The 20,070-nt window shown below is 69.6% G+C and carries 18 protein-coding genes; 6 read left to right on the forward strand and 12 right to left on the reverse strand.

Annotation, left to right across the window (positions count from 1 at the left end; all coding sequences use genetic code 11):
* Window positions 1-53: 53 nt before the first annotated feature.
* The 3 genes from PA27867_RS13520 to PA27867_RS13530 are packed head-to-tail and all read right to left on the reverse strand — an operon-like array spanning window position 54 to window position 3,975.
* Window positions 54-974 carry a carbohydrate ABC transporter permease gene (locus PA27867_RS13520; RefSeq protein ID WP_084021146.1) on the reverse strand — a complete coding sequence of 307 codons (921 nt, stop codon included), beginning with the start codon at window positions 972-974 and terminating at the stop codon, window positions 54-56.
* Window positions 971-1,912: a carbohydrate ABC transporter permease gene (locus PA27867_RS13525; protein WP_066597170.1), complete on the reverse strand. Its 942-nt coding sequence runs from the start codon at window positions 1,910-1,912 to the stop codon at window positions 971-973. The genes PA27867_RS13520 and PA27867_RS13525 overlap by 4 nt, the downstream gene beginning before the upstream one ends.
* Window positions 1,909-3,975 (reverse strand): beta-galactosidase, encoded by a 2,067-nt coding sequence (locus PA27867_RS13530; protein ID WP_084021148.1) that lies wholly within the window; start codon window positions 3,973-3,975, stop codon window positions 1,909-1,911. Before PA27867_RS13530 ends, PA27867_RS13525 begins: the two co-directional genes overlap by 4 nt.
* A gap of 190 nt (window positions 3,976-4,165) precedes the next feature.
* Between PA27867_RS13530 and PA27867_RS13535 the strand changes: the two genes are divergently transcribed.
* A complete protein-coding gene (locus PA27867_RS13535) occupies window positions 4,166-5,188 on the forward strand; it encodes a LacI family DNA-binding transcriptional regulator (RefSeq protein WP_066597172.1) in 1,023 nt (340 codons plus the stop codon).
* Window positions 5,189-5,623: 435 nt separating this feature from the next.
* On the opposite strand, the gene PA27867_RS13540 is transcribed toward PA27867_RS13535, so the two are convergent.
* On the reverse strand, window positions 5,624-6,187 hold the full coding sequence (locus PA27867_RS13540; RefSeq protein WP_066597175.1) for an alpha/beta hydrolase: 564 nt from the start codon (window positions 6,185-6,187) through the stop codon (window positions 5,624-5,626).
* A gap of 119 nt (window positions 6,188-6,306) precedes the next feature.
* Here PA27867_RS13540 and PA27867_RS13545 point away from each other — a divergent pair, with 119 nt between their 5' ends.
* Together PA27867_RS13545 and PA27867_RS13550 are read left to right on the forward strand one after the other, a co-directional pair.
* On the forward strand, window positions 6,307-6,576 hold the full coding sequence (locus PA27867_RS13545; RefSeq protein ID WP_084021150.1) for an acylphosphatase: 270 nt from the start codon (window positions 6,307-6,309) through the stop codon (window positions 6,574-6,576).
* 112 nt (window positions 6,577-6,688) lie between these two features.
* Window positions 6,689-7,459, forward strand: coding sequence for a Pr6Pr family membrane protein (locus PA27867_RS13550; protein WP_157109233.1), 771 nt, complete (start codon window positions 6,689-6,691; stop codon window positions 7,457-7,459).
* A 104-nt stretch (window positions 7,460-7,563) separates the two neighbouring features.
* Here PA27867_RS13550 and PA27867_RS13555 read toward each other — a convergent pair whose 3' ends face one another.
* From PA27867_RS13555 to PA27867_RS13585, 7 genes are all read right to left on the reverse strand, one after another.
* Entirely contained in the window at window positions 7,564-7,833 is a 270-nt protein-coding gene (locus PA27867_RS13555) for a hypothetical protein (RefSeq protein ID WP_157109234.1), read from the reverse strand.
* Between the two features lie 323 nt (window positions 7,834-8,156).
* Window positions 8,157-9,605: a flavin monoamine oxidase family protein gene (locus PA27867_RS13560; protein ID WP_066597180.1), complete on the reverse strand. Its 1,449-nt coding sequence runs from the start codon at window positions 9,603-9,605 to the stop codon at window positions 8,157-8,159.
* A 132-nt stretch (window positions 9,606-9,737) separates the two neighbouring features.
* Complete coding sequence (locus tag PA27867_RS13565; RefSeq protein ID WP_066597181.1) at window positions 9,738-11,417, reverse strand: DUF7059 domain-containing protein; 1,680 nt, start codon at window positions 11,415-11,417, stop codon at window positions 9,738-9,740.
* A gap of 611 nt (window positions 11,418-12,028) precedes the next feature.
* Complete coding sequence (locus PA27867_RS13570; protein WP_066597183.1) at window positions 12,029-13,192, reverse strand: FAD-dependent oxidoreductase; 1,164 nt, start codon at window positions 13,190-13,192, stop codon at window positions 12,029-12,031.
* Window positions 13,185-13,880 (reverse strand): methyltransferase domain-containing protein, encoded by a 696-nt coding sequence (locus PA27867_RS13575; RefSeq protein ID WP_066599946.1) that lies wholly within the window; start codon window positions 13,878-13,880, stop codon window positions 13,185-13,187. Before PA27867_RS13575 ends, PA27867_RS13570 begins: the two co-directional genes overlap by 8 nt.
* Before the next feature lie 49 nt (window positions 13,881-13,929).
* The gene (locus PA27867_RS13580) at window positions 13,930-15,183 is read right to left on the reverse strand and encodes a type III polyketide synthase (RefSeq protein WP_066597185.1); all 1,254 of its coding nucleotides are present in this window, start codon (window positions 15,181-15,183) and stop codon (window positions 13,930-13,932) included.
* A gap of 90 nt (window positions 15,184-15,273) precedes the next feature.
* Window positions 15,274-16,110 carry a phosphatase PAP2 family protein gene (locus PA27867_RS13585; protein ID WP_157109235.1) on the reverse strand — a complete coding sequence of 279 codons (837 nt, stop codon included), beginning with the start codon at window positions 16,108-16,110 and terminating at the stop codon, window positions 15,274-15,276.
* 116 nt (window positions 16,111-16,226) lie between these two features.
* Here PA27867_RS13585 and PA27867_RS13590 point away from each other — a divergent pair, with 116 nt between their 5' ends.
* The 3 genes from PA27867_RS13590 to PA27867_RS13600 all read left to right on the forward strand — a co-directional run bounded on the left by PA27867_RS13590 (window position 16,227) and on the right by PA27867_RS13600 (window position 18,225).
* The gene (locus PA27867_RS13590) at window positions 16,227-16,454 is read left to right on the forward strand and encodes a hypothetical protein (RefSeq protein WP_066597188.1); all 228 of its coding nucleotides are present in this window, start codon (window positions 16,227-16,229) and stop codon (window positions 16,452-16,454) included.
* 211 nt (window positions 16,455-16,665) lie between these two features.
* The gene (locus PA27867_RS13595) at window positions 16,666-17,118 is read left to right on the forward strand and encodes an Hsp20/alpha crystallin family protein (protein ID WP_066599948.1); all 453 of its coding nucleotides are present in this window, start codon (window positions 16,666-16,668) and stop codon (window positions 17,116-17,118) included.
* Between the two features lie 168 nt (window positions 17,119-17,286).
* On the forward strand, window positions 17,287-18,225 hold the full coding sequence (locus PA27867_RS13600) for a phosphodiesterase (protein ID WP_066597190.1): 939 nt from the start codon (window positions 17,287-17,289) through the stop codon (window positions 18,223-18,225).
* Here the strand turns inward: PA27867_RS13600 and PA27867_RS13605 are convergent.
* Window positions 18,155-19,870, reverse strand: coding sequence for a stealth family protein (locus PA27867_RS13605; protein ID WP_084021428.1), 1,716 nt, complete (start codon window positions 19,868-19,870; stop codon window positions 18,155-18,157). The two genes, PA27867_RS13600 and PA27867_RS13605, sit on opposite strands and share 71 nt — an antisense overlap.
* Between the last annotated feature and the right edge of the window lie 200 nt (window positions 19,871-20,070).

The raw sequence follows: 20,070 nt of genomic DNA on the forward strand, positions 1-20,070 counted from the left end.
GGTTGTGCGGATGGTGCGGGTAAGGCTGGTCGTACGGTCGAAAAGTCGAGAGGTTACTTGACGCTGCCGGCGCCGAGGCCGTTGCGCCAGAAGCGCTGCAGCAGCAGGAACAGGATGATCAGCGGGATGATCGACAGCAGGGCGCCGATGAGCACGTAGCCGCGCAGCTCGGGGATCTGGTTGACCTGCGAGTTCCAGGCGTAGAGGCCCAGGGTGACGGGGAACAGGGTCTCGTCGCGCAGCATGATCAGCGGCAGGAAGAAGTTGTTCCAGATGGCCACGAACTGGAAGAGGAACACCGTGACCAGAGCGGGGAACATCAGCTTCACCGACACGGTGAAGAAGGTGCGCACCTCACCGGCGCCGTCGAGGCGGGCGGCTTCGATGAGTTCGTCCGGCACGCTCGCCGCGGCGAAGATGCGGGTGAGGTACACGCCGAACGGGCTGACCAGGCTGGGCAGGAACACCGCCCAGAACGTGTTGGTCAGGCTGACCTGGCTGAAGATCAGGAACAGCGGCAGCGCCAGCGCGGTGGCGGGCACGAGCACCCCGCCGAGCACGATGTTGAAGAGCAGTTCCCGGCCCGGGAAGCGGTACTTCGCCAGGGCGTAGCCGGCCATGCCGGCGAACAGGGTGGCCAGCAGGGCGCCGGCGCCGGCGTAGAGGGCGCTGTTGAGCATCCACTTGAGGAAGACGCCGTCACGGTAGGCGACCAAGTTGCCGATGTTGGCGAACAGGTTGAAGTCGGCGAACCAGAGCGGGTTGGTGCTGGTGAACTGGCTGCTCGACTTGGTGCCGGCGATGAACAGCCACCAGATCGGGATGAGGAAGTAGAGCGTGAAGACGAGCATCACGGTCATCGCGCCGATGCGGGAGAGCGGGCTCTCCTTGGGTCCCTTCGGGGCGGGGTTGGCGGCGTTCCTGGCGCGCTTGGACGCCCGGGAGACGGCCGGAGACTCGGTGAGGGCGCTCATTTGCCTTCCTTCCGCTGGGTGAACTTGAGGAACGAGAACGAGAGCACGAAGGTGGCCAGGGCCAGCACCACGCTGAAGGCGGCGGCGAGACTCACGTTGGGGATCGAGGAGGTGGAGTAGACCATCAGGTTCGGGGTGAAGGTGCTCGTCACGGCGGAGCTGAAGGTGCGGAACACCTGCGGCTCGGCGAGCAGCTGCAGGGTGCCGATGATGGAGAAGATGCCGGTGAGCACGATCGCGGGCATGATCAGCGGGATCTTGATCGACCAGGCGATGCGCAGCTGCCCGGCACCGTCGAGGCGGGCGGCCTCGTAGATCTCGGTGGGGATGGCCAGCAGGGCCGAGTAGATGATGAGCATGTTGTAGCCCACGTAGACCCAGGTGACGACGTTCGCGATGGCCCAGAGCACCAGGTCCGCGGAGAGGAAGCTGATGTTGCTGGTCAGCGCCGTGAACGGCGACAGGTTGGGCGAGTACAGGAAGCCCCACATGATCGCGGCGATGACGCCCGGAACGGCGTAGGGCACGAAGAACGCGAGCCGGAAGAAACGCTTGCCGCGGAGCAGCGGGGAATCCAGCAGCAGTGCAAAGAGCAGCGCCAGGCCGAGCATCACCGGCACCTGCACCACGCCGAAGGCGAGCACCCGGCCGATGGACTCCCAGAACGGGCCGTTCTGGAACACGGCGATGTACTGCGACAGGCCGCCGAAGACCTGGGTGGCCTTGCCGAAGGTGCCGTCGCGCTCCACCACGAGCAGCGACTGGTAGATCGCGTACCCGATCGGGATCAGGTAGAACAGCGTGAACAAGACGGCGAACGGCACGATGAAGACAGCGATCGCCTTCGGGTGCGCCACCTTGATCTTGCGGGGCTTCGGTGCCGGGCTGCGGGGTGCCGCGCTCCGGGCATCCGCGGCCGGAAGGGCTGGTGCGCTCATGATGCGGTGTCCTCTCTGAGAACGCGCACGGCTCCGGCCGGTACGCGCAGGGTGCGGGAGACGTCGGCGCCGGTGACGAGCTCGACCCCCGCCGCGCTCACCTCCACGTCGGTGTCGCCGTGGTTGATGATGAAGCGGTACGAGCGGTCGGCTGCGGCGCGACGGATGACCTCCACGAGGCCGTCGCCCTCCGGGCCGACCGCGGTGACGCGGGCCTGCCCGGCGATGGTGCGCAGCAGGTCGCGGTAGCCGTCGGCGTCGGGCGCGGTGGCCAGGTACCAGGCGGCACCGGCCCCGTGCGCGTTGCGGGTGACGGCGGGGACGCCGGCGAGGGGCCCGGCGGCGTAGCTGGCCAGGGCCTCGGCGCCGGTCAGCCGCAGCCGTTCGCTCCACAGGGTGCCGGTGGCGGTGTCCGACAGCCCGGCAAGGCCGCCGTCCAGAAGCACGGGGTGGCCGGGGGCCAGCGGGGAGAACTCCTCCACGGTGATGCCGAGCAGGTCGCGGAACGCGCCGGGGTAGCCGCCGAGGCGCACCCGGTCGTCTTCGTCGACGATGCCGCTGTAGAACGTCACCAGGGCGTGGCCCCCCGCGGCGACGAACCCGGCGAGGTTCTCGGCCTGCTGGTCGGTGACCAGGTACAGCGCGGGCACCACCACGAGGTTGTAGGCGCTGAGGTCGGCATCCGGGGAGACGATGTCGACCGTGACGCCGAGCCGGTGCAGCGCGGTGTAGGCGGCGTGCACCTGCTCGAGGTACTTCACCGACTGGGACGGGCGGGACTCGTTGTCGCCGGCCCACCAGGCTTCCCAGCTGAACAGGATCGCGGCATCCGCCACGACACGGGTGCCGATCACCTCGTCGAGCTTGTCGAGGGTGGCGCCCAGTTCGACCACCTCACGCCAGAGCACGGTGTCGGTGCCGGCGTGCGGCACCAGGGCGGAGTGGAACTTCTCCGAGCCCTGCTGCGAGGCGCGCCACTGGAAGTAGCAGATGCCGTCGGCGCCGCGGGCCACGTGGGAGAGCGAGTTGCGGGTCATCTCCCCCGGGGTCTTGGCGACGTTCAGCGGCTGCCAGTTGACCGCGCTGGTGGCCTGCTCCATGAGCAGCCAGCCGTCGCCGTCGGCGAGCCCGCGGGTGAGGTCGGCGGCGAAGGCCAGTTCGGTGGTGGGGTCCGCGAGGCGGTGGTCGAGGTAGTGGTCGTTCGCGACGACGTCCACGGCGGATGCCCAGGACCAGTAGTCGAGGTTCTTGATGTGCGCGGTGACCATGAAGTTCGTGGTGACCGGCACCTCGCTGTGCCGGCGGATGACGGCCTCTTCGGCGCGGTAGTAGCCGAGCAGCTCGTCGGAGCTGAACCGGTGGAAGTCGAGCACCTGGCCAGGGTTGCGGCTGGAGAGGGTGAGCCGGGGGGTGTGCACTTCGGCCCAGGCGCTGTAGCGCTGGCTCCAGAAGCTCGTGCCCCAGGCGGTGTTGAGCGCGGCGATGCTGCCGTACTTCTGCTCGAGCCAACGGCGGAACGCGGCGGCGGTGTCGTCGTCGTAGCAGAGCGCGTTGTGGCAGCCGAGTTCGTTGGAGACGTGCCAGAGGGCCACGGCCGGGTGGGCGCCGTAACGCTCGGCGACCTTCTCCACCAGGCGCAGGGCGTGCTCGCGGAAGACCGGCGAGCTGGGGCACCAGGCCTGGCGGCCGCCGGAGTAGCGGGTGGTGCCGTCTTCGGTCTCGGGCAGGATCTCGGGGTGCAGCGTGGTCAGCCACGGCGGCGGCGACGAGGTGCCGGTGCCGAGGTTCACCCGGATGCCGTGCGCGTGCAGCAGGTCGACGATGGTGTCGAGCAGGGTGAAGTCGTACACGCCGGGCGCGGGCTCGAGGTTGGACCAGCCGAAGATGTTGATCGCCACCAGGTCGACGCCGGCCTGCTGCATAAGCAGCACGTCCTCGGCCCAGACCTCCGGACCCCACTGCTCGGGGTTGTAGTCGCAGCCGTAGGCGATGCCGTTCTGCACGAACGGGGTCGTCCGGGTGACCTGGGGCGTCACGACCGGGGTGGCTACTGGGGTGTTCATGTGCTCCTGCTTGGACGGGGTGTGCGGTGCCGGCCCGGCGGCCGGCCCTGACGGGCCATCCTCGGTCTGACGTTCTGTGAACGTGCACAGGTCGGGGAGCAAATGACTCCTCGTTGAGTGTCTGTGAACGTACACAGAGTAAGTACAGCGCGGCATCGATGTCAAGCCGGACGCCCGGTACAGTTATCGAATGGTGACAATTCCGGGCCGGCGCAAGCGCGCGACGATCCACGATGTCGCCGCGGAGGCGGGGGTCTCCCGCGGCACCGTGAGCCGGGTCGTGAACAACGAACCCTACGTGTCGGCCGAGGCGCGCATCGCGATCGAGGCGGCCATCGAGAAGGTCGGCTACGTGCCGAATACCGCCGCCCGCAACCTCGTCATGCAGCGTTCACAGGCCGTGGGCCTGATCGTGCACGAGCCGCATTCCCTGTTCCTCGAAGACCCCAACATCGGCGAGATCCTGCTCGGCGCCAACAGCGCGCTCTCCCGGGCGGACTACCAGATGGTCAGCCTGGTGATCGAGTCCGACCGCGACACCGAACGGGTGGCGCGCTACCTCAGCGGCGGCTTCGTCGACGGTGTCGTCGTGGTCTCCGCGCGAGAACAAGACCCGATCACACGCGTTATCGAACGCCTGGACCTGCCCGCGGCCTTCGTCGGGCATCCGCAGGACCTGCGCGACCTGCCGTACGTGGGAATCAACAACCGGGCCGCCGCCCGGGCCATCACCGAGCGCCTGATCGGCACCGGCCGCAGCCGCATCGGCATGATCGCCGCCGCCCTCGACCGTGACTCCGGCTCCGACCGACTGGCCGGGTTCACGGATGCGCTGGGCGACCGGTTCGACCCCGACCTGGTGGCCCCGGTGCCGCTGTACACCTACACCGACGGCCGCGACGGCATGCGTGCCCTGCTGGCCAAGGACCCGCTGATCGACGGGGTGTTCGCGGCCTCGGACGTCATCGCCGCCGGTGCCCTCAACGCCCTGCGCGAGGCCGGCCGCAGCGTGCCGGGCGACGTGGGCATCGTGGGCTTCGACGACAGCGCCTGGGCGCTGCGCTGCCAGCCCCTGCTCTCTACGGTGCGTCAGCCCGCCAACGGCCTCGGCCAGCGTGCGGCCGAATCGGTGCTCAGCCAGCTCCGCGGCGAGGCCCCCGAGCTCGGCGGCATCCTGCTCGACACCGAGATCGTCTGGCGCGACTCCGCCTGACCGCGCAGGTGGCAGGGCCCGGGCTCAAACATCGGTCGAGCCCGGTCGAGCCCGTCGGCGCCCGATCGTCGGTCGAGCCTGTCGAGACCCCGCGAGCCGACTCGTCGACGCACGTCACCAGGTTTCGACAAGCTCAACCAACGCACTGGCCGCATCCCACACGACCGCCGCCAGCCACACCCGGTAACGCCACCACACGCCGGTCGAGCCCGTCGAGACCCCGCGAGCCGACTCGTCGACGCACGTCACCAGGTTTCGACAAGCTCAACCAACGCACTGGCCGCATCCCACACGACCGCCGCCAGCCACACCCGGTAACGCCACCACACGCCGGTCGAGCCCGTCGAGACCCCGCGAGCCGACTCGTCGACGCACGTCACCAGGTTTCGACAGGCTCAACCAACGTGCTGGGTGCGACTCGCAGGAGGCTGCACCTTAGGTCCCGTCGAGGTGCGACTCGATCCGCTTCAGAACGCTACTCTGCAGCTCGAGCGAGCCCTGCCAGTCCCCCTGACGCGTCAGCCCATGCCCAGCCCCGGGCACCGACAGTAGTTGCGCTTCCGTACCGGCGACGTTGTCCGGCCGCCAGAACGCATCCAGCTCACCGCCGATCGCCAGGTCGGCGGTCGTGGCTTCTCGCACGGCCAGGCACACAGGCTCTTCGCTCAACAGTGGCGTCAGCCACACGCCGGCGATTCCCGCGCGTCGGGCCCACGGCAGCGCGTAGGTGCCGAAGGACTTCGCCACGATCAGCCGGCGCGAGCTCGGAGGGCAGGAGTCGAACGCGTCAGCCACCGCCCGCTCGACGAACGGCAACGGATGCGCGCGCGCCTCGTCGTCCACCGTCCACTCCACGGCCTGCACGTGCCAGCCTCGCTCCGCGAGGATGGTGGCGCACCAGTAGAGAAGAGGCGCCTGAACCGAGTAGTTCACCCCGGGCAGCAGCACCGCGACCGGCGCATCCGCCGAATCGGCCCGGGCCCACACGTAAGAGGTCATGGCTCGACGCTACAACCCTCACTGCGTCCCGGCACGACTGTTCCCGCAACGGACAAGTGCACCCGGCGCACGAGGCACGCGGGGTTGTCGGGGCAGGCGCGGACGCGCAGAATGGTGCCGTGAGTCGCAAGCGGGTGATCGTGAACGGGATGGTGCAGGGCGTGGGCTTCCGGTACTACACCGAGGCGCAGGCCAGTTCGCTCGGCCTGGGCGGGTACGTGCGCAACCGGTCCGACGGAGCCGTGGAGACCGAGATCGAGGGCGACGACGAAGCCGTCGAGCGGATGCTGACCTGGCTGCACCAGGGACCGCGCTCGGCGAGCGTGGAATCGGTGCAGGTGACCGACCTGACCGAGCACGGCGAGGCGAGCTTCAGCATCCGCATCTGACCGGCGGCCCGGGACGTCTGAACGGCGCGTGGAGCGCGACTGAACGACGGGTAGACCGCGACTGTCGGGCCGGTGGCCGCGGGCGACCGACTCTCTGGCGTAGCGTGGGAGCATGGGCGCGCAGGCATCCGGTCCCGGCCGGACGGGACCAACGGTGCGCCACTCCCCCGACACCCGGGCGGAACCGACGGCGCGCAAGCCGTTGCCCGCGCGCCGACGCCTGACGCTCCGCGCCGGGTACGGCTACGGGCGGCTGATGCTGGCCATCGCCGGCATCGTCGGACTGGTCGGCAACTACGAATACGTGCTGCTGTTTCCGACCTTCGCCGCGTACAACGTGTTCACCTACTTCACGGTGCAGAGCGCCATCGCCGCGGTCGTCGCGTTCATTCTCGGCGCCGTCGTCGCGTTCCGGCACGAGAAGGATCCGCAGTGGCTCGACATCTTCCGGGCCCTCGTCACGACCTACATCATCGTGTCGGGCATCGTCTTTCTCACCATCGTCATCCAGTCGTCGTCACGGGACTACACGATCGAGGTGCCCTGGCCCAGCCAGGTGCTGCACTTCTACATCCCCACGCTCGCGCTGCTGGACTGGCTGACGGACACCGGAAAGGCCCGGCTGTCCTGGCGCTTCCTGCGCTGGATCCTGCCGTACCCCTTCGCCTGGGGCATCTTCACGCTCGTGCGCGGATCCTTCGTGGGCTGGTACCCGTACTTCTTTCTCGACCCGGCCCAGGTCAGCGGCCCGCTCGAGACGGTGCTCTACTGCCTGATCGCGGTGGCCCTGTTCCTCGGCATCGCCTCGGTGCTTGTGGCCACGTCGAGGCTCAGCTGGCGTCCCCGCTCGCGCGGTGACCGCAGTTCATCCGTGCCCAACTAGGCCCGACTGGCGAGCCCGGCGGCCCGGTGCGTCCGCCCGTGCGGTAGACCCCGGCTGTGGCGGCGCAGCACACGGATGCGCCGCCGGCCGGCCGGCATCCGCCGCTACGCCTCGACGGGAACGAAGGTGTACTGGCTGGTGAGGTGTTCGGTTTCGCAGGTGCCGCAGTAGAGCACGCCGGAGGCCTGCATGGCCGACACCCGGGGCGAGCACTGGATCACCTTGGGGCCGCAGCACGGCGAGATCACCATGAAGGCGCCCGGCTCGGCAGCGGAGTGTCCGCTCAGGCTGCGATGGTGGTGGCTGCCCTCGCAGGGCAGATTGGTGTCGAAGTCGAGTAACGACATCGCATCAAGATTCGTCAGGATATACATGGTTCACACGGTCAATCAGGAGAGGCACTGGCCGCGGAGCTAGGGGACGTCGGGATCGCGACCACACCCGACGGCCGACGGCGGAGGACACTGTGTTCGCTGTGCCGAACCTGACGGAACGGCAGCACTGAACTGACCCGACCGCACTCCGTCGGCGCGTGTGATCGGGAAACGACTGGATCATCCCCGCGGGGCGTCCCTGGACGGACGGCCCCTTCACCGACTAGACGTTTCGGTGAGCTTACACGCCTATTGTGAGTTTTGCTCGGTTAGGTTTTCAGCAACGGAACCCATGTTCCGGTCGCCTCCGGCATAACGCCCGATCAGACCGCAGGGCTGGGTGTGGCACTGTCCGTCGGGAGTGCCGCAAAAGGTTCGAGGCTGCGCAACGCGGCGTCGGTGAATTCGGTGTTGCCGGACTTCGCCAGCTTCAGCGCTTGGTCCCCGCTGACAAAACCGACCAGAACCGGCTCGTTCGTGAGCGGCATCATGTTCACCCACACCCGGAAAGCGAGGGTGTCGTCGCCGACGGTGGTCCACAGGGCCGCCTCGGTGTCCCAGAAGGGTTCGTCGAAGCGCAGCCAGATCTTGTCCACGGTGCCCATGCCCAGCGCGGCGATCGCCCCGCGGTGCGCGAACGGCAGCGCCGGGTCGAATTCGATCACGTCGCGCTGCAGCACGCCCAGCGGCACGGTCACGATGGCGCGGTCCACGGTGAGTGACTCCCCCGTGCCCAGGCGCAGGCTCACGGATGCGTCGGTGTACGCCACCCGGGTCACCACGCTGGAGTAGATGACGTCGAGGTCGGTGGCGTCCTCCTTGAGCAGGGCGCTGTAGCCGCCGAGCACGATGCGCACGTCCGCGGCGGCGGAGGCCTGCGGGGTGGGGGTGTACCAGCCGGACATCTCGTCGGCGGGGGCGCCGGACTCCAGGGTGGTGGACGTGGCGAGCTGGTAGTCCAGCCAGTCGGCGTCGGAGATTCCCGCATCGCCATCCGTCTGGGAGAGGGTGGCCGAGCCGGTGGCGACGAGGGCCTTGGCCAGGGAGGTGTCCTGAGCCTGGGCGGCGGCCCAGGTGAGCGCGGCCGTGACGCTGTCGGCGCCGACGGTCGACACCTCGGTCACGGCGCCGGCCGCGGTGCGTGCCTCCGGCGTGAGCGGGAAGGGGGCGTGCGAGATCTCCAGGCCGGTGAGTTCCTCGTCGAGGGAACTCGTGTCTGCGCCCACGATGAACGACGGGCCGAGCTCCACGGGCACGGGCCAGGCGTCGTCGGTCACGGTGTCGATGCGGCCGCCGAGCCGGTCGCGCGCCTCGATCACCACCACCGAGAATCCGGCGTCGGTGAGCTGCCGGGCGGCAGCAAGGCCGGCCGCGCCGGCGCCGATCACGGCCACCCGCTCCCCCGACTCGGCGGCGGACTGCAGCAGCCGGGCGGCGCGCTGGCCGGCATCCCTGGCACCCTGCACCGTGCCCGGCGCGTCGGCGGAGACCGCCTCTCCGGCGAAGAAGAGCCGGTCGAGAACGGGTTCGGCGAGGTCCTCCCGCTGCTGGGGAGTGGACGACACTGTGGCGAAGCTGTAGGAACCGCGGGCGAACGGGTCCTCGGACCAGGAGCTGCGGAGCATCCCCGCCGGCTGCGGCACGAGGGACGGTGCGGGCGTGGCGGTGGGGCTGGGCGGGCCGGTGGGAGTGGGCTTGGGCGGCACGCATCCGCTGAGCGCGAGCAGCGACAGCCCGGTGAGGGAGCTGATCAGAAAGGTCCGTCGTTCCATGGCTGCACTCGCGTCACCGGCGGCTGACGCACTCCTCTCGGCCCCTCGAAGTGGTACCCATCACGCTACCTCAGGCCGGGGCCGCCGGGCTTCGGCCGCGACCCGGCGCGTCCACCCGCGGCCCCAGGCAGATCAGGCGCCGGAGCCGGCCGCGGGCGGTTCGAGGAAGCCGTCGTCGAGCAGGGCCCGCACGCGCGGCAGCAGTTCGGCGCGGAGGGCCGTGGCGTCGGCGTCGAGCAGCTGGGCGATGGCGTCGATGATCGCGCCCACCGGCAGTTCGCCGTCGCAGGCGCCGATCAGGGCGGCCTGGGCTGTGTCCAGCGGCACGGACCGGCCGAATCCGCCGCCCTGGTGCAGCGTCATCAGGGTCGGATCCTCCTGGCCGGGCCAGAAGTGCCGCTCCTCGGTGACGTCCGCGCCCACCGTGAGGGTGCTGCGCGACAGCGAATCGTCGTCGAGACCGGCCTGCCAGTCGTGGGCGGCCAGGCACTCGGCGAGGTGGCTGCCGATCCCGGCCGCGTTGTGGCCGAGGGCCTCCGGCAGGCGTTCGAGGCGCAGCAGGCGGGGCCGCACGTGCCCGGAGTGGCGCGCCGGCGCATCCGTGGCCGGCCGACGCAGCAGCATGTAGCCGAAGCCCACCTGGCGCACCCCGCGGGCCTCGAAGTCGTCGAGCCAGGCGCCGTACAGCCTGTCGAAATCGGCGGTCTCCGGGCGGGTGCCGCCGTCGCGGATCCAGGTTTCGGCGTACCCGGTGGGCGCCTGCACCTCACGTTCGATGATCCAGGCGTCCAGCGGGGCGGATGCCACGTCGCCCGCGCCGTCCTCGCGGTATGGCGCGTCGATCCAGCCGGTCAGCCGGGCGAAGGCGTCGGCGTCGTCGTGGTACTCCCAGTTGCCGAGCAGCTGGGCGACGCCGCCGGGCGTGAGGTGGGCGGCCGCGCCGCGCACCACGGCCTCCACGAGGGCGTCGCCGACGAGGCCGCCGTCGCGGTACTCGTAGCTGGGCACGCCCTCCACCCGCGGGGTGATCACGAACGGCGGGTTGGAGATGATGTGGTCGAACCGCTCACCGGCCACGGGTTCGAACAGGCTGCCCAGCCGGAACTCGATGTTCTCGACCTGGTTCAACCGGGCGTTCAGGGCCGCGAGCTCGAGGGCCCGCTCGGAGATGTCGGTGGCCACGACGCGGGCGGCGTGCCGGGAGGCGTGCAGCGCCTGGATGCCGCATCCGGTGCCCAGGTCGAGCGCGCTGTCGACCGGGGCGGGGATCATCAGGGCGCTGAGGGTGAGCGAGGCGCCGCCCACGCCAAGCACGTGGTTCTCGCCGAGCGGATGCCCGAGGGCCAGTTCGCCCAGGTCGGAGGTGATCCACCAGCTGCCGGCCCCGTGCGCGTCGACGAAGCTGTACGGACGCAGGTCCACCAGAGGTTCCACCTGCCGGGGTCCGGTGTCCACGGGGGGATTCTCGGCGCTACCGCCGTGCGCGTGGTGCGCGCTGACGAGGCCGAGCCTTTCGGCTCCCGCCACACCGAGGGTGGGCAGGGCGGTGTTCAGCTCGTCTCGCTCCACGGGCAGGCCGAGCACGAAGAGCTGCGCGAGCACGATGTTGGGCTCGAGCACGACCAGGCTGCCGCGCAGGCGGGCGAGCGCCCGGAGAGCCGGCACCCGTTGGTTGCGGTGCAGCGCCGCATCGGCGTCGGTGCCCCACAGCCCGGTCAGAGCGGTCACCGAGAAGTTGGCGGCAGTGAGGTCGGCGCGGAGCTGGTCGATCAGGGGTGCAGTCACCCCTCCATTCAACTGCACGCCCGGCATGTGGCGAGACCCGCGGCCCGGCCCTCGACACGCAACCACACGCTGGTCGAGCCTGTCGAGTCCCCGCGACAATACGTCGGTCGAGCCTGTCGAGACCCCGCGAGCGTGTCTACGGACCTCCAGGCCGGGTCACCAGGTCTCGACAAGCTCGACCGACGACGGGGGCACGACCCGCAAACCAGGTCACCGGGTCTCGACAAGCTCGACCGACGACGGGGGCACGACCCGCAGACAAGGTCACCAGGTCTCGACAAGCTCGACCGACGACGGGGGCACGACCCGCAGACAAGGTCACCAGGTCTCGACACGCAACCACACGTTGGTCGAGCCTGTCGAGACCCCGCGAGCACACGTTGGTCGAGCCTGTCGAGACCCCGCGAGCACACGTTGGTCGAGCCTGTCGAGACCCCACGAGCGTGTCCACCGGCCTCCAGACCGGGTCACCGGGTCTCGACGAGCTCGACCAACGACGGGGGCACGACCCGCAGAACAGGTCACCAGGTCTCGACGAGCTCGACCGACGACGGGGGCACGACCCGCAGAACAGGTCACCAGGTCTCGACGCGCTCGACCCGCGAGACGGATCGCCTCACGGGTGACGGAGAGAGCGGCTAGAGCCAGCGCATGGTGAACGCGCGGGAGAGCAGCGCGTTCAGGGGTGGCAGCGCCAGGGCGCGTACCAGGGCGTTCCGCGCGCGCAGGCGCAGCCCGCTCACCGGCCGGCCCATGGCCATGTTGAACCCGGCCTGCCGCACGGCCATGCGGGCACTGCGGCGCCGCCGCCGGTCGTAGCCGGCCAGCGTCACCGCCGCCTCGATGGGCTGGGCCAGGGCGTGCTTGAGCGCCGGCGCGAGCGCCACGGCGTCGAGCCAGCCCAGGTTCATGCCCTGCCCGCCGATCGGGCTGATCTCGTGCGCCGCATCCCCGGCCAAGAGCACCCGCCCGTGCACCATGGTCGACGCGAGCCGCTGCCGCACCGAGAACGAGCTGGGCACGGACTCCGAGGGCGGCAGGCGCACGCCCGTGCGCTGCTCGATGAGCGCGGTCAGGTCGTCGATGGACGCGTGCGGTCGCAGCGTGGGCGTCGCGGCCACCCAACGACGCCGGCCGCCGGGCAGAGGGAACGATTCGACGACGCCGCCCTCCTCGAAGAACAGCACCGCCTCGTCGCCGTGCTCGCCGATGTCGGGGTAGTCGGCCATGAGGTAGGTGCCCGCGCCGCCCAGCGCACGGGACTCGATGCCCACCGCGTCGCGCAGGGCTCCGCGGGCGCCGTCGGCGACCACCACGTACCGGGCCTGCGCCACGATCTCCTGCCCGCCGTCGTCGGTCTCCGCCTCGGCTCCGCCGGGCTCGGCGAGCACGTCAACGTGGTCGCCGCGGTCCTGCAGCATGCCCACACCCACGCCGGAGCGCAGCCCTCCGGGTTTGAGCGCCGCGAACCGCTCCCGCAGCACGGCCTCTGTCTCGTGCTGTGGCAGGGTCACCACGAATGGGAACCGGCCGGTGACCTGCGCGAACGACAGCCGGCCGAGGGTGCGGCCGCCGCTCTGCACGCTGCCGGACTCGATGCGCACCGCCCGGGAGAGCACCTCCTCGGCCACGCCGGCCTGTCGCAGCACCCGCATCGACGGCGGATGGATACCGATGGCCTTGGCGTGCATCGACGGTTCGGTGCGCCGTTCGAGCACCTCCACGTCCACCCCGCGTTCGGCCAGCAGGCAGCCCAACAGGATGCCCACGGGCCCGCCGCCCACCACGATCACGTCACGCATGGGCCCGCCCCGTCTGCCGCGCCGCGGTCAGGGTCACCGGCGGCGCGCTCCAGCGCAGCATCAGCCGGTAGGGCACCTCCCGGTGCACGGTCCAGCCGGGCGGCACCGACGCGGCCAGCTCCGCGCGGGTGAAGCTGCGCCGGATGGAGGTCAGCCCGTCATCGCGGATGAACGAGCGCCGGAAGAACGGCCAGGTGCCCAGCCCGAAGCCGAGGTACGCCAGCGGCGCCCGCTCGATGTCGCCGTGCAGCACCAGGGCCCGGCTGAGCCGTTCGGAGTCGACCAGCAGCCCGCCGAGTTCGCCGGCGCTGAGGTGGTGCAGCACGTGGTTGGACAGCACGATGTCGAACCGTTCCCCCGCGGCCACGAGGTCGCTGCTCAGCGCCCGGCGGAACGTGAGCCCGGGCAGCGACGGCTGGCTCGTGGCGTAATCGTGCGCGCGGGCATCCGGGTCGATGCCCGTCACGGCCAGCCGCAAGCCGTCCCTCGCGGCCCAACGGGCCAGCGAACGGGCCACGTCGCCGCCGCCGGAGCCGATGTCCAGCAGCGTGTGCGGCACCTCGGCCGAGAGCAGCGGTCGGATGTCGTGTCGGTAGGTGTGCCGGAGGCCGGACACGACGGCGTTGACGTACCGGAAGTTCGCGTAGGTGCGGCGGAGCATGTCGGGGTCGCAGTCCGGATCGTCCATGATCTCGACGGTATCCACCGCACGGTCCCGCAACGAGAAACGCACGGCGTCAGCCGCGCAGCACGGTCATCAGGCTCGACTCCACGGTCAAGCCCGGTCCGAACGCCATGGCGCAGACCCTGTCCCCGTCGGCGGCGTTCTCCTGTTCGAGAATCGCCTTCATGACGAAGAGGATGGTGGCGCTGGACATATTGCCGTTGGTGCGCAGGGTTTCCCGCGAGGGCACCAGCTGCGTCTCGGTGAGGCCGAGTTTGGCCTCGGTCTTGTCGAGGATGCTGCGCCCGCCCGGATGGATCGCCCAGTGCGCGATCGCGGTACTCAACGGGGAACCCGGCGCCGCGGCCGTGAGCACCTGGCCGGGTTCGGCGGAGGAGCTGGTCGCCGCCGTGTCGTCCTGAGCCTGCGCCGTGACCGCGCCGGCCTCGGCGAGGACTCCCGCCGCCAGGGTCCGGGTGAGCGACTCGTCGCGGCCGAAGAGCGGCGCGAGCGCCGACTCGATGTGCTCGTCGATGATGTGCGGCACGTAGGAGCTGAGGATCATCTCGAACCCCTCGTCGCCGATCTTCCAGGCCATATCGCCCTCGCCGACTGGCGTGATCACGGTTTCGAAGTGGTCGAGGTTGAGGGCGTTCTCGCCGGCGGCCGGCGGGCGGCTGCTCACGATGCCGGCGGCCGCGCCATCCGAGAAGAGGGACGAGGCCACGATGGTGTCGGGGTCGCTCGAGGTGCGCAGGTGCAGCGAGCACAGCTCGGCGCTCACCACGAGCACCACGGCGTTCGGGTCGGCCTCCACGAACTGCTTGGCCGTGCGCAGAGCCGGCATCGCCGCGTAGCAGCCCATGAAACCCAGGTGGTAACGCTGCGTCGACGGCGCCAGGCCCAGTTCGCGCACGAGCATGTAGTCAGGGCCGGGGGCGTAGAAGCCCGTGCAGGACACGGTCACGACGTGGGTGATGTCGGAGGCCTCCAGGCCCGGGCACGCGTTGATGGCCCGGCGGCCGGCCTCCACGAAGAGCTTCGTGGCCTGCTCGATGTAGAGCTCGTTGCGCACGCGGGTGCCCGGCACGAGCAGCCGTTGGGTGGCGGCGTCGAAGAACTGCGGCTCGGCCACGGTGGAATCGAGGGTGAGTTCCTCGATCACGGTATGCCGGGTGTCGATGCCCGACAGGTTGAAGGAGGCCGTGACCAACCGCTGCGCCAACCGGCTCAGGCCCGGTTGGGCGGCGAAGATATCCCGTACCTGCTCCTGCACAAGGACGGTGGGCGGTACAACGGTCTGGAGCGCTCTCAGCGTGACGGCCATGCCCCAGTGTTACACGCACTTTCGTGGGCGCACACCCCCCTGGCCCGGCGCGGCGCGAACGGATGCGCCCGCCCGGGTCCGGTCCGGCCGTTACGGCAGCCGGTCGAACAGCCGGGTCGCGGTGATGGCCAGGGCGAATCCCACGGCCACGATGGCGGTGACCGCGCCGAGGTAGGCCGCCGGAGCGGCTGAGGTGCCGAACGCGCCGGTCGCGCCGATCCCCACGGCCACGGCGGTGACGATCGCCGCCAACACGGCGATCCACGTCTGCAGGCGCAGGCCCACCCGCGCCGGGGTGGGGGTGCGAGCGGCGCGTTGACGGCCGCCGGCCCGGGTGAGCACGGCGCCGCCGACGCATCCCCAGAACGACACCACGAGCAGGGCGGCGATCACGTCGCTGGGCCGGTGCCACAGGCTGACCAGAGTGGAGACACCCGCCGCCACGGCGAAGGCCGCGCCGATGGTGCCCGCCAGCCACCGGGTATGCGGGCTGGCCACGAGGAACACCACGAGCGCGGAGGCGGCCGCAACCGTCGTATGCCCGGACGGGAATGAGTTGGACACGTAGCCCTCCACGCCGAGGTCCGGCCGGGTGAGGACGATGTTCTTAAGCAGCTGGGTGGTGATCACCGCGGCCATGGCGCTGCCGACGGCCACGAGCAGCGGGAACCAAGCCCTTCGCACGGCGGCGATGGCGAGGCTCACGATCGCACCGACGCCGACCATGACGGAGGGGATCAGGTCGAGCAGACTGAGGGTGACCGTGGTTCCCGTCGTGCCGTTCTCGGCCCCGTTGAACGCCAGCTGGTCGATGGCCTGCCCGGTCTCGTCACGCACGAAGAACAGGTACAGCGCGAGGAATGCGACGGCGCAGAGCACGGCGGCGCTCACGTAACGAGCAGGGGTGAGGCGGGAGGGCGAAGACACCCTCTACTGTCCCACGCGAGCATGGGTGAACCGTGAAAGCGCGGTGCACAAGTAGTGAATGCGCCGTCGTGCCGGCCACCCCTTGACAGGGGATACCGGCGGCGTAGCGTCGGAACATGTTCAGTAAGAAGACGAAGCAGGCGCGCGCCGACGGCGCGGCCGTGCGGCGTCGGGAGCCCGATGACCCCCGCGACCGCGGCGGCTTCCCCGGGCTGGAAGGCGACTTCGAGTCGGAGCGTCGGCGCGCAGAGACCGCCAGCAACGAGCACGGCGAACCGTACGAGCACGGCGAGGGCGAGACCCCGGTGCTGCCGTCCACGACGCCCGGCCTCACCCACCCCTGACCGCTGGGCGGTGGCATTCTCCCGGAGCGCATCCGGTGGTTTACCGTGCCCGCGGGCGCGGCTGAGACTTCGCTGAGCGCGCACGTGCACGGGTTGCGAGGCGTCCTGTCGCGACAAATAATAGTTGTAGTTGAGTCGACTCGGCTCAAGTTTGAAACCCACGGCCGGGCCACCAGGTCCGGGCCGACGTAACGAGGAAAGTGAGTTGAACATGGCCATGAATTACGATCCCTTCCGCGAACTGGATCGCGTCGCCGGTGCCCTGATGGATGTGCGCGGCCCGCGGGTGATGCCCATGGACCTGTACCGGTCCGGTGACGTGTACGTGCTGGATGCCGACATGCCCGGCATCGATCCCGGCTCGGTCGACATCGATGTGGACGGGCAGCTGCTCACCATCCGGGGCGAGCGCACCCTGGCCAGCCACGACAACGTGAAGTGGCTCACCCGGGAGCGCACCGCGGGGTCGTTCCTGCGCCAGTTGAACCTGGGGCAGGGCATCGACCTCGACAACATCAGCGCGAAGTACGCCAACGGCGTGCTGTCGGTGACCATCCCGGTGAGCGAGGCCGCCAAGCCCCGCAAGATCGAGGTGAGCACCGAAAACACTGACCAGCAGGCGACCCTGACAGTGAAGGAAGGCGAGAAGCACCTGGGGAAGTAAGCCGCCGGATCCGCCCGGTGGACCCATGGACCCGGAGGGAATTCCCTCCGGGTCCTGTCTTTTCGCGTGTTGTACACGCTATGTTCATATTTCTCTGATCGACTGAATTTGTAGCATCCGCAGCGCAATCCCCGTAAAGTGCCTAAGTACCAAACGAATGGAAGCTCCGTGAGCATTCGAACGGCCGAATACCCCAGGCCGGATTATTTCCTTCTCCACCTCAGTGACACGCACCTGCTCGCAGACGGTAACCGTCTGTACGGCAGCGTGGACAGTGCCGCACACGTGCAACGGTTGTTTGCGGATGTGGAGGCGTCGGGCAGCAAGCCGGACGCCATCATCATCACCGGCGACCTGGCCGACAAGGGCGAACCCCATGCCTACGCGCAACTGCGCGGCATCGTGGAGCCCGCGGCGGCACGACTCGGCGCCAAGGTGCTCTGGGTGATGGGCAACCACGACAACCGGGCGAACTTCCGCACCGAGTTGCTCGGCCAGGAGCCCAGCCTCGCGCCGATCGACCACGTCGACTACGTCGGCGGGCTGCGCATCATCACCTTCGACACCACGGTTCCGGGCAGCCACTACGGCGAGATCTCCGAGCGACAGCTCGAGTGGCTCAGCGAACAGCTCAGCTTCCCCGCGCCGGACGGAACCATCCTCGCCATGCACCACCCGCCCGTGCCGAGCATGCTCGACCTGTCGGTGTCGGTGGAGCTGCGCGACCAGGCCAGCCTCGCGCAGGTGCTGCGCGGCACGGATGTGCGCAGCATCCTGGCCGGGCACCTGCACTACTCCTCCACCGCGACGTTCGCCGGTATCCCCGTGTCGGTGGCCTCGGCCACCTGCTACACGCAGGACCTCAACGTTCCCGTCGGCGGCACCCGTGGCCGCGACGGCGCCCGGGCGTTCAACCTCGTGCACGTCTACGCGGACACCGTGCTGCACTCGGTGGTGCCGCTGGGCGATTTCGAAGCGCTCGACTACATCGACCCGGCCGAAAGCGCCCGCCGGCTGGCCGCATCCGGTATCGAGATTATGCCTGCTGGGTCTCTGCCCGCGTACCGCGAGCCGCCAATGACCAGGCCGATCCCGGTTCTGCGCTGACGTCGCCCGCCAACGCGGCGGAGCCACTGCCGAGGACGCTCTCGATGAGGGTGTCCTCGCCGTGCTGCCTTTCCGCGATGACGCTTTCGCGCTCCCACGGCGCCACGATCGGGAAGTAGCGTTCGAGGAAGTCGGTGACCGCCTCGGTGCGCACCTCGTCGGAGATCTCGGGGAAGCTGCCGTCGTTGAGGCAGAACATGTCCTGGTCGCGACGCTTGAGCAGCTTGCTCATCTGGCGTAGGGCCAGCTTGAGGGTGGTCTCCACGTAGAGTGAGCGCGCCTGGGTCTGCTCCACCGCCCGGCCGGTGGCCAGGGCGTAGTAGTGGTACAGCGAGTTCGTCACCGAGATGTCGGTGGCGGAGCGGAACTGGCTGGCCATGGTGCGCCGGAAGTCCTCGGGGAACTCGGCCTCCAGCTCGAACATGACGCTCTTGCGCAGCGGCGCGGGCGTGTGCTCCAGGTGCCGGGTGGTGACCTTGCCGAACCGTTCGCGCAGCAGCGCCCGGTTGACCCGGGCGGCGTTCTCGAAGCCGCTGCGGCTCGGGTCGTTGTCGCCGAGTCCGATGCGGGTGGCCGCTTCGACGAACTTGGTGATGCCGCCGGGCGAGTAGAACAGCTCCGGGCCCACCGGGCGGCCGAAGAACATGTCGTCGTTGGAGTAGATGAAGTGTTCGGCGATGCCCGGGATGTGGTGCAGCTGGCTTTCGACGGCGTGCGAGTTGTGCGTGGGCAGCACGCTGGTGTCGGGGAAGAAGTCTTCGCTGTTCATGATCGTCACCCGGGGGTGGTCGACGAGCCACTCCGGGGCCGGCGAGTCGGTGGCGATGAAGATGCGGCGCACCCAGGGCGCGAACATGTAGACGCTGCGCAGGGCGTACTTGAGTTCGTCGATCTGGCGGAACCGGGCCTCGGACTCGTCGCCGGAGCCGACGACGTAGCCCTTCATGCGTGCCGCGCGGGCCTTCTGGAAGTCGGTGGACGAACCGTCGACCCAGGAGAAGACCAGGTCGATGTCGAAGCTGATGTCGCTGACGAGGTCGTCGAACATGTTCTGCAGGGTGCGCCAGCTGCGGCCGAACATCTCGACGGTGGTCTCGCGCGCCTCGGAGCGGGGCAGGCGCTTCCGCATCAAGACGTTCTCCACGGGGGCGATGATCTCGTCTTCGCCGAAGGTCCAGAGCTCGAGCTGGAAGGCGGTCTCGGCGCCGTAGCGGAGCCGCCCGATGGGTTCGATGCGCGGCTGGTAGGCGCGGAAGACGTCGGACTTGCGCAGTTGCGCGAGGGCGCCATCGGCGAGCAGTCCGGCCCGGGCCTCGTCGTTGTCGAGCGGCTTGATGTAGAAGGGGGCGTCGGCGAACGCCGCGCCGAGGATCTTGCTGATCTGCTTGCGTCGCTTGCGGTTGACCGCGATGACCGGGCGGTCGTGGTCGCCGCGCACGAGCAGGTACTCGATGCCGGCGGCGTCGAGGGCGGCGCTCAGGGCGAGCAGGTCGATGACCATGGACTCGTGCGGGGTGAAGTGCCCGTTGATGAGGGCGATTTCGCCCTTTCGTACGACGACGTCGTCGCGGTCGAAGCGGCGGGTGCGCTCGTCGAGCGAGAGCAGTACGGGTTCGGGTTCGTTGCTCAGGGAGAGGATGGGCATGGACGCGGTGTCCGGAGCCGGTTCCTCGAAGGATGCCGGCTGGGCCTCGGAGAAGCCGCTGCCTGAGGCGCTGCGAGCGTGTCGTGCGGAGTCGGTGCGGTCAAAGCGAGCCATGGTCCTCCTTGGAGCAATAGCGTGGAACGGGCAAGGGGTGCAGTCGGGCTGCGATTCAGATGCGGTGATTCGTAACAGGTCGTCGA

This window comes from Cryobacterium arcticum, from assembly GCF_001679725.1.
GTDB lineage: Bacteria > Actinomycetota > Actinomycetes > Actinomycetales > Microbacteriaceae > Cryobacterium > Cryobacterium arcticum_A.